Origin of the sequence: Limnohabitans sp. T6-20 (assembly GCF_003063505.1) — a bacterium.
Taxonomy (GTDB): Bacteria; Pseudomonadota; Gammaproteobacteria; order Burkholderiales; family Burkholderiaceae_C; genus Limnohabitans_A.
Genome location: NZ_NERW01000002.1, coordinates 396,908 through 410,217 on the forward strand (window position 1 = coordinate 396,908; position 13,310 = coordinate 410,217).

Here is a 13,310-nt window from a genome sequence, read left to right on the forward strand (position 1 = left end):
CCATGGCCGACACACACGCACTCGCCGCTTTGGTTCAGGCTCTCAAGGGCTTGCCAGGGGTGGGCATCAAGTCGGCCCAACGCATGGCGTTTCAGTTGCTGCAAAACGACCGAGCCACGGCCCGGCAGCTGGCAGCAGCTTTGCAAAATGCGGTGGAACATATTCAGCATTGCGAGTGTTGCCACACCTTCACCGAAGCGGAGTTGTGTGACACCTGTCTGGATTTGACGCGCGACCGCACACTGCTGTGCGTGATCGAAACCCCGGCCGATCAGTCGGCTATCGAACGCACAGGCACTTACCGGGGCTTGTATTTTGTGCTCATGGGCAAACTCAGCCCGTTGGACGGCATTGGTCCGCACGACATCGGGCTGGCCAAGCTCAAGAAACGTGTGGCCGATGGTGTATTGACCGAAGTGATTCTGGCGACCAACTTCACGGCCGAAGGCGAGGCCACCGCCCATGTGATTTCGGAAATGATTCGCCAGCAAGGCCTCAAGGTCACCCGTTTGGCTCGGGGCGTGCCGGCAGGCAGCGAGCTGGAATATGTGGATTTGGGCACCATCGCCCACGCCTTGGTCGACCGACGCTGAAGCTGCGCTGGGCTTGCGGTCCCTCGCCTCCGCATGGTCCCGTCCTGTCAACTACCGGCAATCCATTACGTGAAAACCCGCTCGGGATGATTCCCGATGCGCCAAGTTCTGCGGGTGCCTATGCTGATGGCATCGAATTTCCGATGTGCACTGGAGCCAGCTTGTGTCCCACGTCATTTGGCGGCGACGTTCCCTTTTGCTGGCGGCAATGGCCGCTGTGGCCAAGCCGCCGGTGTCGTTGGCTGCGGTGGACCCTTTGCGTGGCTCGGCCCGCGTCACCATCGCCTTGGCGGCCAGGCAAAGCCTTTACCAGCTGCCGCTGACTTTGGCGGAGCACCTGGGGTATTTTCGGCAAGCAGGCATCTCGGTCGAGTGGTTGGCCCACGAGTCAGGGGCCAAAGCCTTGGGCAGTGTTTTGCAGGGGCAGGCCGATGTGGTCGCTGGCGCGTTTGAGCATTTGTTTGGCTTGCAACACAAAGGCTTGAATTACCAGGCCTTTGTGCAGATGGGGCGAACACCACAGGTCAGCTTGGGCGTGGCGTCGCGGCTTGAGCTGCGTTCGGTGATGGGGCTCAAGGGGGCGCGCTTGGGCATCACGTCGCTGGACTCCAGCACCCATTGGATGGCCTGCCAATGGCTTTTGCAGCATGGGCTGTTGCCCGAAGACGTGGTTTTTGTCGAGGTCGGCTCATCCACAGCGGTGGTAGATGCTTTGCGCAATGGGGTGATCGATGCCTTGTGCAACCCCGATCCCGTCATGTACTGGCTGGAGCAGAAAAATGAAATCCGGGTGATGGGGGAGGCCCGCACGCTGATGTCGACCCGCAAGCTGATGGGCGGGCAGGTGCCAGGTGCTTGTTTGCTGGCAAAGACTGATTTTTTGCAGCGGCAGTCGGACGTGGCACAGGCTTTGACCGATGCCATCGTGCACGCCCTCAAGTGGCTGCAAACGGCGGGTTTGACCGACATTTTAAAAACAGTGCCCGCGCACCATTGGTTGGGTGACAGGGCCATTTACCTCGGGGCCTTCGAGAAGTTGCGCGAATCGTATGCGCTGGATGGCCTGATCTCGGGGGATGCCGTGCTGAATGCTTGGCGTGCCCATGCCCGTTTGCCCAACGCATTGAGCAGTGCCCGTCTGCCATTGGAGCGGACCTACACGAACACCTTTGCAGCGAAATCGAAAACCCGTTTCGCTGCTTGAGTGGGTTGACTGTCTCAGGCGCGGATCAGCGTTTGGGCTTGGGGGCTTTTTTGTGCTGTGAAGGTGCTGCTTTCGCTGCCGTTGCGTGGTTGCTTGGCGCAGACCGGGCGACACGGCGCGATCCTTGGGACGGCACCAAAATGGTCAAAGTCTGACCGGCTGTCAAGCGCGCACCGGCTTTGAGCTTGTTCCAGGTGACCATGTTGGCTTCGGTGACGCCATGTCTTGCCGCCAGACTGGCCAAGGAATCGTTTTTGCGGGCCTGGACCGAAATTCTTCTGAGCACCACCTCGGGGGCGAGCCCCAGTTGCCCGTTGTCTGCCAAATGTTCTGTGACATCGTTGTCCAGGCGACCTTTGCGGTGAACCAGCAAAGTGGAGCCTGCCGTGATCATCATTCGAGGGGGGATGCCGTTGATGGCGCGCAGTTGGTCAACAGGCATGTCCAGCTGCTGGGCCACGTCTTCGGGTTTCATGGTTCGGGGGGCTTGCCAGGCGGTCCAGGTGGCCAAAGGGCGGTTGGCATGGGCTTGCAAGTTGCGCTCAAAAATCGTGGCATTGTCCCAAGGCAACAGAATTTGCGGCGTGCCCGCTGCCAGGATCACCGGGCGGCTCATGGACGGGTTGAGCGCCTTGAAATCTTCCAGGCTGACGGTCGCCAGTTTGGCGGCCACGGCCACGTCGATGTCCCGCTCAATCGGCACGCTTTTGAAATAAGGGTGGTTCTGGATCAGGGGCAGCTGTGTTCGGAACGCCTCGGGCTGCGCCACGATGTTTTTGACCGCTTGCAGCTTGGGCACGTAGTAGCGGGTTTCGTTGGGCATGTTCAAGTCGCTGTAAGTCAGCGGCTTGCCTTGGGCTTTGTTGCGTGCCAAGGCGCGGCCTACGCTGCCTTCACCCCAGTTGTAGGCGGCCAATGCCAGGTGCCAATCACCGAACATGCCGTAGAGTTTTTGCAGGTAATCCAGCGCAGCGCGCGTGGATTCGAGCACATCCCGACGGTCGTCGCGAAACAGGTTCTGTTTCAGGTCGAAAAACTTGCCGGTGGCGGGCATGAACTGCCACATGCCTGCCGCTTTGGCGCTGGACACGGCTTGGGGGTTGAAGGCCGATTCGATGAAGGGCAGCAAAGCCAACTCGGTCGGCATGTTGCGGCGCTCCAGTTCCTCCACCACATGAAAAAGGTAAGGCCGTGAGCGTTCGGTCATGCGCAGCATGTAGTCGGGACGGCTGGCGTACCACTGCTCCCGGTTGCGCACAAAGTCATTGTCCAGGTCGGGCATGGCAAAACCACGTCGAATCCGCTCCCACACATCGGTGGGCGGTGTGAGCCCCATGTTGCTGTGGGGTTTGAGCAAGACGGTTCGTTCTTCGGTGGTCGATGCGGCAGGCTCCGAAGCCGGTGTTTTGGGGCCTGCTGTGCCGGCAGCGGGCAAAGAGGCCTGCGCGTTCGTGGGCGCGCTGGGTGTTGACGTGGGGCTGGTGGCGCAGCCGCCCAACAGCAAGGCCATGCCTACACAAACAGCGGCGGTCCAGGTTCTTCCAGCGCTGTAGAGGGGCGTCGCGTCCATCGCGCTATCCTGGGTCAGTGTGTTCATCAGAATTCGTTTTTCCATGTGCGAAGTGCGGCAAAGGTCGTGATGTCGTCCACGGCACGGGCATCGTGCTGCCTGACCGCCTTGGACACAGCGCTGCTGCGGCTGCGCAAAAAAGGGTTGATCGCCCGCTCGGTAGATAGCGCAACGGGCAGGGTGGGGTGCTTGTTTTGTCGCAAAACCGTGCAGGCCTGCGCATGTGTCTGTAATTCGCGGTTGTCCGGGTCGACCGCCAGGGCAAATTTCAGGTTCGACAAAGTGTATTCGTGGGCGCAGCACACACGGGTGGCGTCGGGCAAAGAGGCCAATCGGTCCAGCGAATCGAGCATTTGGGCCGGTGTCCCCTCGAACAGTCGGCCGCAGCCGCCTGAAAACAGGGTGTCTCCACAAAACAGAAGCGGGGCCTGTCCATCGGGGTGACCCCAAAACGCCACATGGCCTGCGGTGTGGCCAGGCACATCGTGCACATCCAGAGACAAGCCGTGCCACTGAATTTGGTCACCTTGTTGGACGCCTGTGGCTGGCGTGGGCAAGGTCTCCATGGCCGGACCCCAAACGCGCGCGCCAGTTTGGGCCACCAGGTCGGCCACGCCACCTGTGTGGTCGGCATGGTGGTGCGTGACTAGAATCGTGTCCAGCTGTAAGCCCGGGTGCTGCTGCAACCAGGCCAATACCGGCGCACTGGCCCCGGGGTCAACCACCAAGGCGTGGTGGTCATCGTGCAACAACCAGATGTAGTTGTCGGAGAAGGCAGGCAGTGCAATGAGTTTCATGGAAAGTCAGATTATAGAAAGCAAGCATTCATGTGGGGCTTGGTTGACCGATTTGGGGCAGCCGGTGGCGTCACGCTTGCTTTCTTGGGAGCAGCAGCAAGCCGATGCGTTGCTGGCCGATGTCTTTGGCTACCACGCGGTGCAATTGGGGTGGCCCGATTTGCAGGCTTTGCGCAGCAACCGGATGCCCCACCGCTGGATGGCCCAAGCCGAATTTGAGGCCGCTTGCCCTGCCGCTGACCCCTGTCAAAACAGCTGGCCCGATGTTTGTCTGGACAGTCGGGCCTGGCCGTGGCCTGCTGACAGTCTGGACCTGGTGGTTTTGCCCCATACCCTGGAGCGCTCCGCCGACCCGCACGCCTGTTTGCGGGAGGTCGAGCGGGTGCTGATTCCGGAGGGGCAGGTCTTGATCACGGGGCTCAACCCCTGGAGTTGGTGGGGTTTGCGGCAATCGCGCGGCCAAGGGGTGCCGAGTTCTCATGATCAATTGCAAGCGTCCCTGATTGCTTATCGGCGCTTGCGTGACTGGTTGCGTTTGTTGGGTTTTGAGGTCCAGGTCAGCCGCTTCGGTGGATGGACCCCCGCCTTGGGCAGTGAGCGGTGGATGCAGAGGCTTGACTGGATGAATGCGGTGGGCGAGCGTTGGTGGCCTATTTTGGGTGGGGTTTACCTGTTGATGGCCACAAAAAGAGTGCCTGGCGGGCGCCTGATCAACGGTCGGCGCTGGCGCACGGTACGATCGCCCGCTGCAGCGACCGCGCCCATTGCCCGGTCAGACACCTTCATTGGCCGCCAAGCGGCACCGAAAGACATTGTTGAACCACGTTGAAATCCACACCGATGGTGCCTGCAAAGGCAACCCGGGTCCCGGCGGCTGGGGCGTTCGCCTGCAGTCAGGCCAGCATGTACAAGAGCTGTTTGGCGGTGAGCTGAACACCACCAACAACCGGATGGAGATGACCGCCGTGATCGAAGGCCTCATGGCCCTCAAGCGGCCTTGTCAGGTCACGCTTTACCTGGACAGCGAATACGTGCGCAAGGGCATCACCGAATGGATTCACGGCTGGAAAGCCCGGGGATGGCGCACGGCGGCCAAGCAGCCCGTCAAAAATGCCGATTTGTGGCAAAAATTGGACACCGTAGTGTCCACTTCGGGACACCAGATCGATTGGCGCTGGGTCAAGGGCCACAACGGCGATCCGGGCAACGAGCGGGCCGATGCACTGGCCAATCAAGGCGTGGACAAAGCCTTGGGGCGTTGATAACCCATGTATTCGGGCAGCATTGTCGTGCGGTGCCGGGCATGCTGTTTGGGGCCAATGCTGGCATGACTGCGGTTTGTCCCATTGGGCAAATCAGGTGGCGCTGTTACATTTTGGCAGTCTTGGTGAATTCAACCTTAAAGAGATCTCTGAATGGCTTACAAGAAGAAATACGCCGTGATGGCGTTGGTGGGTATTTGCGCCGCATCGGGTGCGGCGTGGTGGATTCAAAACAAACCCGCTGCACCGGGTGACCCCTCTAAGCCAGCCGTCTCTGCCGGCACAGGCGCTGCATCAGGCCCAGCCAAGGCCCCCAGCGTGGAGGTGGCCAAGGTCGAAACCATGACCTTGGTGGATGAAACCCAAGCCGTGGGCAGCTTGCGCTCGCGCCAAGGCGTCATGATGCGTCCCGAAGTGGGGGGACGCGTCAAACAGATTTTTTTCAACGATGGCCAGCGTGTGCGCAAAGGCCAGGTGATGGTGCAGTTTGAAGACCAGCTTCAGGCGGCTCAGGTGTCCCAGGCCAAGGCCGAGTTGTCGATCGCCGAGGCCAACCACAAGCGCAACCAGGAACTGGTGATGCAAAACTTCATCAGCAAACGTTCGCTCGATGAAAGCGGTGCTGCCCTGGAGGTTGCACGCGCCAAGCTGGCTTTGGCCGACGCCACGTTGCAGCGCCTGAAGGTGCTGGCACCTTTTGACGGCATCACCGGCCTTCGTCAGATCAACGTGGGTGATTACCTCAAAGACGGCATCGACATGGTCAACATTGAGGACATGGATGCGGTCTTGGTGGACTTCCGCTTGCCCGAGCGTTTTCAGGCCAAGATCCGCGCGGGACAAAAAGCGCAGTTGACGGTCGATGCGTTGCCGGGTCGCCCCTTCACTGCCGTGGTCCAAGCAGTCGATCCCTTGATCGATGCCAATGGCCGTTCCGTGGGAGTGCGCGGTTGCATAGACAACCGCCAGCAGCAATTGCGCCCCGGTATGTTTGCCCGTGTGAACGCGGTGTTTGGCACCCGTGACAAGGCTTTGGTGGTGCCTGAAGAGGCCATCGTGCCTCAGGGTGGTCGGACTTTTGTGGTCAAGATCGTGCCCGGCGACACGCCGGACACGCTGGTAACCCAACGCGTTGTGGTCAAGGTCGGCTTGCGTCAGCCTGGCAAAGTGGAAATTCTGGAAGGTTTGTCTGAGGGCGATTCCGTGGTCACTGCAGGACATCAACGACTGCAAAAGGACGGGACAACCGTTCGCGTCGTGGACATGTCTCGCCCGGCTTCCGGCAAACCCGGCCCCAACAGCGCCAATGTGGGACCAGCCAGTGCCCCTGCTGCTGCGGCTTCTGCTGCACCGGCGTCTGGCTCTGCACCCAGCGGTGCGCCTGCAGCGCCGGCTTCTGCTGTCCCTGCGGTTAAACCTGTTGCCAAGCCACTGACAGGCCCCAATCCTTGCCTGCGAGGTGCTGATGCAACTCGCTGAAACCTCCATCCGACGGCCTGTTCTGGCCGTCGTCATGTCGCTGCTGATCTTGCTGATTGGCGCGGTGAGCTTCAACCGCTTGTCGGTGCGTGAGTACCCCAAAATCGATGAGCCCACCGTCACGGTGAGTGTGAAATACCCCGGTGCATCGGCCGAAGTGATCGAATCCCAGGTTTCCAAACCCCTGGAAGATTCGATTGCAGGCATTGACGCCGTGGACGTGATCACCTCGATCAGTCGTGCCGAGCAGTCGCAGATCACTGTGCGTTTTCGCCTCGAAAAAGACGCCGACACTGCTGCTGCCGAAGTGCGGGATCGCACTTCACGCGTGCGAAACCGTTTGCCTCAGGCCATTGAAGAGCCGGTCATCGCCAAGGTCGAGGCCGACGCCTTTCCTGTGATCTGGCTCGCATTTTCGAGCGACACACTCACACCACTGCAGATCAACGACATGATCAATCGCGTCGTTAAGCCGCGCTTGCAGACCGTCACTGGCGTGGCCGATGTGCGCATTTACGGCGAACGAAAATATGCCATGCGCGTCTGGCTGGAGCCAGAGCGTCTGGCGTCTTTCAAGTTGACACCGCAAGATGTGGAAGATGCCATTCGCCGCAGCAACCTGGAATTGCCTGCTGGTCGGATCGAATCCACCACGCGTGAGTTCACCGTGACCTCACAGACGGACCTGACCCGTGCAGTGCAGTTTTCAGAGATCGTGATCCGTACCGTGAACGGTTTTCCGGTCAAGATCCGCGATGTCGCCAGAGTCGAAGAAGGTGCTGCAGATGAACGCAGCACGGTCCGTTTGGGTGGGCAATACGCGATTTCTGCGGGCGTGATTCGCCAGGCCACAGCCAATCCGCTGGAATTGTCCAAAGGGGTCCGCGAGATGATGCCTCGGCTGGAGGCCGACTTGCCACCCGGCATCACCATCACGGTTGCCAACGACAACTCGGTGTTCATTGACCGGTCCATCAAGAGCGTGTTTCAAACCATTGTGGAAGCGGTTGTTCTTGTTGCGCTGGTGATTTTTGTGTTTTTGCGGACGTTCCGTGCCTCCATCATTCCCATCATCACCATCCCTGTCAGCTTGATCGGCACCTTTGCCATGATGGCGTTGGCAGGTTTCACCATCAACACTTTGACGCTGTTGGCGTTGGTGCTGGCCATTGGCTTGGTGGTGGACGATGCGATTGTGGTGCTGGAAAACATTTATCGGCACATTGAAGAGGGGCTCGATCCGTTTTCTGCTGCCATCAAAGGCGCACGTGAGATCGGTTTTGCTGTGGTCGCCATGACCATGACGCTGGCCGCGGTGTTCGCGCCTTTGGCATTCACGCCCGGGCGGACGGGCAAGCTGTTCACCGAGTTTGCTTTGGCGTTGGCGGGCTCGGTCATCGTGTCGGGTTTTGTGGCCTTGACTTTGTCGCCCATGATGAGTTCCAAATTGCTCAAACACAACCCCAATCCCGGTTGGTTTGATCGCAGCATGGAGCGTTGGCTCACCGCCTTGTCGGATGCCTATGAACGCCTGCTGCGTTGGGTCTTGCTCAAGGCGCGTTGGGCGGTGTTGATGATCATGCTGGGCAGTGGCGTGGCGATTGCCTTGGTTTACCCGACGATGAAACAGGAGTTGGCCCCCATGGAGGACAGGGGCACTTTGCTGGCCACGGTCACAGCACCCGACGGCTCTACGCTCGCGTACACCGACCGCTATGCCAAAACGCTGGAGCGCATGGGTGAGGCCTACCCCGAGTTCGATCGCATCTTTGCCAACATTGGTAACCCGACGGTGGCCCAGGGTTCGGTCATTTACCGAGCGGTCGACTGGGAAAAGCGCAAACGCACGACACTTGAAATCGCACGTGAACTGGCACCCAAGTTTGCGGGTTTGCCGGGCGTCACCGCCTTTCCGATCACCCCACCTTCGCTGGGACAAGGCTTTCGTGAGCGTCCCATCAACTTTGTGATTCAGACCTCTGACAGCTATCAGAACCTCAATGCCGTTACGCGCGAGATGTTGGACGAGATCGCCAAAAACCCGGGCATCGTCTCACCGGATGTGGATTTGCGTTTGAACAAACCCGAATTGCGCATAGAAATCGACCGCGCCAAAACTGCAGAGTTGGGTCTGAGCATCGAAGTTGTGGCCAAGGCACTGGAAACCATGTTGGGTGGACGGGTGGTCACGCGTTACAAGAAAGATGCCGAGCAGTACGACGTGATTGTGCAAACCCAGGCGAGCCGACGCGATACACCCGATGACATCGACAACATCTATGTGCGTGGGCGCAACGAGGCGATGATCCCCTTGTCTGCTGTGGTCAAGGTCCGGGAAAGTGTCTCGCCACGCGAGCTCAACCACTTCGGGCAGCGCCGTTCGGTGTCCATTACCGCCAACTTGTCGCCAGACTATTCACTGGGGGAGGCCCTCAAGTTTCTGGATGCCACCGCAGCCAAAGTGCTCAAACCCGGCTACACCACCGAGCTCAACGGCACATCGCGTGAATTCCGCAATTCGCAAGGTGCTTTGGTGATCGTGTTTGTGCTGGCGCTGTTCTTCATCTTTTTGGTGTTGGCTGCGCAGTTCGAGAGCTTCATTGACCCGTTCATCATCATGTTGTCAGTGCCCTTGTCCATGATCGGGGCTTTGCTGGCACTCAAATGGTCTGGTGGCTCTCTCAACGTGTATTCCCAGATCGGTTTGATTACCTTGGTGGGCTTGATCACCAAGCATGGTATTTTGATTGTGGAGTTCACCAACCAGTTGCGCGAGCAGGGTGTGGAGACGTTTGATGCTTTGGTCAAAGCCAGTGGTCAGCGGTTGCGCCCCATCTTGATGACCACCGGAGCCATGGTTCTGGGCTCTGTGCCGCTGGCTTTGGCCACTGGCGCTGGCGCAGAAAGCCGCACACAGATCGGTTGGGTCATCGTGGGCGGCATGTCTTTGGGCACATTGCTCACGATTTTTGTGGTGCCGACCATGTATTCCTTGTTGGCTCGCAACAGCGTGCCAGGCCCGAACAAAGCCATTGCCCACAACGAGCCCTTGGCGGCAGGAAGCTCGGCCGAGCATTGAATTTTTCTCGGGTTTTCATGTCAAAAGGGCTGCATTTGCAGCCCTTTGGATTTGTGCCTGCAAGAGGCTTTCCCGGAGGTCGAGTGCTGGCTTGTCCTTGTGGAAGGCTGCCCCTGCAGCCGAATGCCTGAAGTGGCTCAGCGCACATTCGCGAGCAGGGGCTTGATCAGAGGTGCCCGTCGAACATCATCACATCGACTTCGTCGCCCACGTCCAGGTTGCCTTGGGCATGGCCCAACACAATCAGGCCGTTGGCCTGCACCATGGAGCTGAGCACGCCCGAACCCTGGTTGCCGGTGGTGCTGACCACCAGCTCGCCCGCGGCGTTGGTGCTGACGATGCCACGCTGGTATTCGGTGCGACCGGGTTTTTTGCGCAGTGCCTCGGTGCTTTTGGCTTTGAGCATCGGCAGCGCTGGCGCTTGCCAGCCCATCAGCTGCTGCAAAGCGGGGCGCACAAAAGCGGCAAAAGTCACCATGACGGCCACCGGGTTGCCGGGTAAGCCAAACAGCACAGCCGAGCGCTCTCCCTGCGTGATGCGGCCCACCGCCATCGGGCGGCCGGGGCGCATGGCGATGCGCCAGAAGGCCACGTCGCCCAGCTTTTTCATCATGGCCTTGGTGTGGTCGGCCTCGCCCACGCTCACGCCACCGCTGGTGATGACCGCATCGGCCTGCGCGGCGGCATCTCTGAAAGCCTGTTCCAGCGCGGCAGGCTCGTCGCGCACCACGCCCATGTCGATCAACTCGCAGCCCAGCGCCTGCATCAGGCCCGCCACGGTGTAGCGGTTACTGTCGTACACCGCGCCTTCGCGAGGGGCTTCGCCCAGGCTCAGGATTTCGTCGCCGGTTGAAAAATAAGCCACCCTGGGCCTGCGCCAAACGGTGGCGGTGGGCAGCCCCAGACTGGCCAGCAGCCCACAGGCGGCGGGCGTCAATCGCGCCCCGGCAGACAAAGCAGCTTGGCCTGCCATCAGGTCTTCGCCCAGCAGTCGGCGGTTGTCGCCCGGTTGCAGCAGGCCAGGCGGAATTTGCACCGTGTCGCCCTCGGTTTGCACCAGCTCTTGCGGGGCCACGGTGTCCAGCCCGGCGGGCATGATGGCACCGGTCATGATGCGCACGCATTCACCTGCCCCCACGCGGCCTTGCCAAGCCGCTCCGGCCAAGGCGGTACCCACGACCTTGAAGCGGCTGGCTTGTCCGGCTTGCAATTCAGCGCCACGCAGGGCGTAGCCGTCCATGGCCGAGTTGTCGTGCGGCGGCACGCTGATGTGCGAGACCACGTCTTGCGCCAAGATACGGCCATGGGCCTGCATCAGCGGCACGGTTTCTTGTTCGCGTACCGGCTGCACCAGTTGGGCCAAAAACGCGTTGACCTGGCTGGCCGACAAGGCCTGTGGGTCGTAGCCTTGCAGGCGCTCGGCGATCTGATCAATGGACAGGGCAGGGGTGGTCATGGCAATAACAATGGCGATGGGGCACGGCAGTGCTGTGCGGCACGGTTCAAAGGGATTCGAGTTCTTGCAGTTCGGCCAGCGTGTTGGCGTTGGCAAAGGCGTGGGCGCTGTCGCCGCTTTGGTCAAACGGCACGATGGCGCACCGGTGCTGGCCTGTCCAGGCGTCGATCTTGCGGCCACCGCTTTGGGTGAACTTGACCAGGCTCTCCAGCAGCTCGGTCTTGAGCAGGCAAAACACCGGCTGTGGGCGCACCGCGCCATCGGCCTCGGGTGCAGCCGCCATCGCCATGTCGGCGTTTTGCTCATCCATGGCTTTGTACAGGCGTTCAAGCAGATCGAGCGGAAATAGCGGCGTGTCGCAGGGCACGGTCAGCAACAGCGGGGTTTCGCAGCGCTCCAGGCCCGTGAGGAAGCCCGCCAAAGGCCCCGCATAGCCATCGATGCTGTCGGGCCAGACCGGCACGCCCAACGACTCGTAGGCAGCCAGGTTGCGGTTGGCATTGATCAAAATTTCTTGCAGCGGCAAGCTTTGCAGTTGCAGGCGCATCAGGGTTTGCAGCGCCAGCGGCATGCCGCGAAAGTTTTGCAGGCCCTTGTCGATGCCGCCCATGCGTGAGCCGCGCCCGCCCGCCAAAATCAGGCCCGTGATGGCCGGTGCTGTGTGGTTCATGGCGTTCAGCCTCCGATGTAGCTCATTTCCACCCGGCGGCCGGGGCCGCTGGCGGTGTCGGGGCCGCGCAGGCTGCGCAGCACCGAATATTGGTCGGTCCGTCCGCGCCAGATGGCGTCTACCGTAGCGGTCAACTCGTTGTCAGTGCGGGCAGGGTCGCGCAGCAGCTGGCGCAGGTCGTAGCCCTGGCTGGCAAACAGGCACAAATACAGGCGGCCTTCGGTCGACAAACGGGCGCGGTTGCAGTCGCCGCAAAAGGCCTGCGTCACGCTGCTGATCACGCCGATCTCGCCCAAACTTGGGTCGTGCTCGCCTTCGGCGTTGGCATAACCCCAGCGCTCGGCGGTTTCGCCGGGGGCCGATGGGTCAAGTTGCACCAGCGGCAGCTCGGTTTGCAGCAGACGCACCACCTCGGCGCTGGGCAGTACCTCGTCCATGCACCAACCATTCGTCGCGCCCACGTCCATGTATTCAATGAAGCGCAGCACAATGCCCGTGCCCCGGAAATGTCGGGCCATGGGCAAAATTTCGTGGTCGTTGGTGCCGCGCTTGACGACCATGTTGACCTTGATCGGCCCCAAGCCCGCCGCTTGTGCAGCGGCAATGCCTTCCAGCACATCGGCAACCGGAAAATCCACATCGTTCATCTGGCGGAACACGGTGTCGTCAAGCCCGTCCAGGCTCACCGTCACGCGTTGCAGGCCCGCATCTTTCAGGCTCTGCGCCTTGCGCGCCAGCAATGATCCGTTGGTGGTCAGCGTCAGGTCCAGCGGCTGGCCGTCGGGCGTGCGCAGGGCGGCCAATTGTTCAATCAAGATTTCGATGTTCTTGCGCAGCAGCGGCTCGCCACCCGTCAGGCGGATTTTGCGCACGCCCCGGCCTACAAACACACTGGCGATGCGGGTGATTTCTTCAAAACTCAGCAGGTGGCTGTGCGGCAAGTAGGCGTAGTCTTTGTCAAAGACTTCCTTGGGCATGCAATAGCTGCACCTGAAGTTGCAGCGGTCTGTCACGCTGATGCGCAGATCGGTGAGTGGGCGGCGCAACCCGTCCAGCGGCAAAGCGCTCAGGTCATGCCCCGCCGACAAGGGGGGCAAAGGCAAGCAGGGGTGGCGCTGGTCAACCAGCGGAATGACGCGTTCAGACATGGGTGTCGATTGTGCCCGAGCCGTCACGCCCTGCAGGCGACAGGGGCAAGCC

At 60.7% G+C, this 13,310-nt stretch carries 11 protein-coding genes; 6 read left to right on the plus strand and 5 right to left on the minus strand.

Translation table 11 applies throughout. The features are described 5' to 3' along the window. Window positions 1-2: 2 nt before the first annotated feature. Together recR and B9Z33_RS08180 are read left to right on the plus strand one after the other, a co-directional pair. Window positions 3-593, plus strand: a complete 591-nt coding sequence (recR, locus tag B9Z33_RS08175) for a recombination mediator RecR (RefSeq protein WP_108286523.1) — start codon at window positions 3-5, stop codon at window positions 591-593. A 163-nt stretch (window positions 594-756) separates the two neighbouring features. After that, a complete protein-coding gene (locus B9Z33_RS08180; protein WP_233252771.1) occupies window positions 757-1,797 on the plus strand; it encodes an ABC transporter substrate-binding protein in 1,041 nt (346 codons plus the stop codon). 25 nt (window positions 1,798-1,822) lie between these two features. Here B9Z33_RS08180 and B9Z33_RS08185 read toward each other — a convergent pair whose 3' ends face one another. Next, the gene (locus tag B9Z33_RS08185; RefSeq protein ID WP_108286525.1) at window positions 1,823-3,307 is read right to left on the minus strand and encodes a transglycosylase SLT domain-containing protein; all 1,485 of its coding nucleotides are present in this window, start codon (window positions 3,305-3,307) and stop codon (window positions 1,823-1,825) included. 86 nt (window positions 3,308-3,393) lie between these two features. Continuing rightward, window positions 3,394-4,164: a hydroxyacylglutathione hydrolase gene (gene gloB, locus B9Z33_RS08190; RefSeq protein ID WP_108286526.1), complete on the minus strand. Its 771-nt coding sequence runs from the start codon at window positions 4,162-4,164 to the stop codon at window positions 3,394-3,396. Between gloB and B9Z33_RS08195 the strand changes: the two genes are divergently transcribed. The 4 genes from B9Z33_RS08195 to B9Z33_RS08210 all read left to right on the plus strand — a co-directional run bounded on the left by B9Z33_RS08195 (window position 4,163) and on the right by B9Z33_RS08210 (window position 9,984). After that, window positions 4,163-4,993: a class I SAM-dependent methyltransferase gene (locus B9Z33_RS08195; RefSeq protein ID WP_108286527.1), complete on the plus strand. Its 831-nt coding sequence runs from the start codon at window positions 4,163-4,165 to the stop codon at window positions 4,991-4,993. The two genes, gloB and B9Z33_RS08195, sit on opposite strands and share 2 nt — an antisense overlap. Next, window positions 4,980-5,426: a ribonuclease HI gene (rnhA, locus tag B9Z33_RS08200; RefSeq protein WP_108286528.1), complete on the plus strand. Its 447-nt coding sequence runs from the start codon at window positions 4,980-4,982 to the stop codon at window positions 5,424-5,426. Before B9Z33_RS08195 ends, rnhA begins: the two co-directional genes overlap by 14 nt. A 153-nt stretch (window positions 5,427-5,579) precedes the next feature. Next, window positions 5,580-6,905 (plus strand): efflux RND transporter periplasmic adaptor subunit, encoded by a 1,326-nt coding sequence (locus tag B9Z33_RS08205; RefSeq protein ID WP_108286529.1) that lies wholly within the window; start codon window positions 5,580-5,582, stop codon window positions 6,903-6,905. After that, window positions 6,892-9,984, plus strand: a complete 3,093-nt coding sequence (locus B9Z33_RS08210; RefSeq protein WP_108286530.1) for an efflux RND transporter permease subunit — start codon at window positions 6,892-6,894, stop codon at window positions 9,982-9,984. Before B9Z33_RS08205 ends, B9Z33_RS08210 begins: the two co-directional genes overlap by 14 nt. A 166-nt stretch (window positions 9,985-10,150) precedes the next feature. Here the strand turns inward: B9Z33_RS08210 and glp are convergent, their stop codons facing one another. The 3 genes from glp to moaA are packed head-to-tail and all read right to left on the minus strand — an operon-like array spanning window position 10,151 to window position 13,258. After that, window positions 10,151-11,440, minus strand: a complete 1,290-nt coding sequence (gene glp, locus B9Z33_RS08215; RefSeq protein ID WP_108286531.1) for a gephyrin-like molybdotransferase Glp — start codon at window positions 11,438-11,440, stop codon at window positions 10,151-10,153. 46 nt (window positions 11,441-11,486) lie between these two features. Further along, window positions 11,487-12,110: a molybdenum cofactor guanylyltransferase MobA gene (gene mobA / locus B9Z33_RS08220; protein WP_108286532.1), complete on the minus strand. Its 624-nt coding sequence runs from the start codon at window positions 12,108-12,110 to the stop codon at window positions 11,487-11,489. A gap of 5 nt (window positions 12,111-12,115) precedes the next feature. Further along, entirely contained in the window at window positions 12,116-13,258 is a 1,143-nt protein-coding gene (gene moaA / locus B9Z33_RS08225; RefSeq protein WP_108286533.1) for a GTP 3',8-cyclase MoaA, read from the minus strand. Between the last annotated feature and the right edge of the window lie 52 nt (window positions 13,259-13,310).

Excerpts from the sequence above, each read along its gene's own strand:
- moaA (WP_108286533.1), bottom strand. The coding sequence starts at position 13,258 with ATGTCTGAACGCGTCATTCCGCTGGTTGACCAGCGCCACCCCTGCTTG.
- glp (WP_108286531.1), bottom strand. The coding sequence starts at position 11,440 with ATGACCACCCCTGCCCTGTCCATTGATCAGATCGCCGAGCGCCTGCAA.
- B9Z33_RS08185 (WP_108286525.1), bottom strand. The coding sequence starts at position 3,307 with ATGGCCTTGCTGTTGGGCGGCTGCGCCACCAGCCCCACGTCAACACCC.
- gloB (WP_108286526.1), bottom strand. The coding sequence starts at position 4,164 with ATGAAACTCATTGCACTGCCTGCCTTCTCCGACAACTACATCTGGTTG.
- mobA (WP_108286532.1), bottom strand. The coding sequence starts at position 12,110 with ATGAACCACACAGCACCGGCCATCACGGGCCTGATTTTGGCGGGCGGG.
- B9Z33_RS08195 (WP_108286527.1), top strand. The coding sequence starts at position 4,163 with ATGGAAAGTCAGATTATAGAAAGCAAGCATTCATGTGGGGCTTGGTTG.
- B9Z33_RS08205 (WP_108286529.1), top strand. The coding sequence starts at position 5,580 with ATGGCTTACAAGAAGAAATACGCCGTGATGGCGTTGGTGGGTATTTGC.
- recR (WP_108286523.1), top strand. The coding sequence starts at position 3 with ATGGCCGACACACACGCACTCGCCGCTTTGGTTCAGGCTCTCAAGGGC.
- B9Z33_RS08210 (WP_108286530.1), top strand. The coding sequence starts at position 6,892 with ATGCAACTCGCTGAAACCTCCATCCGACGGCCTGTTCTGGCCGTCGTC.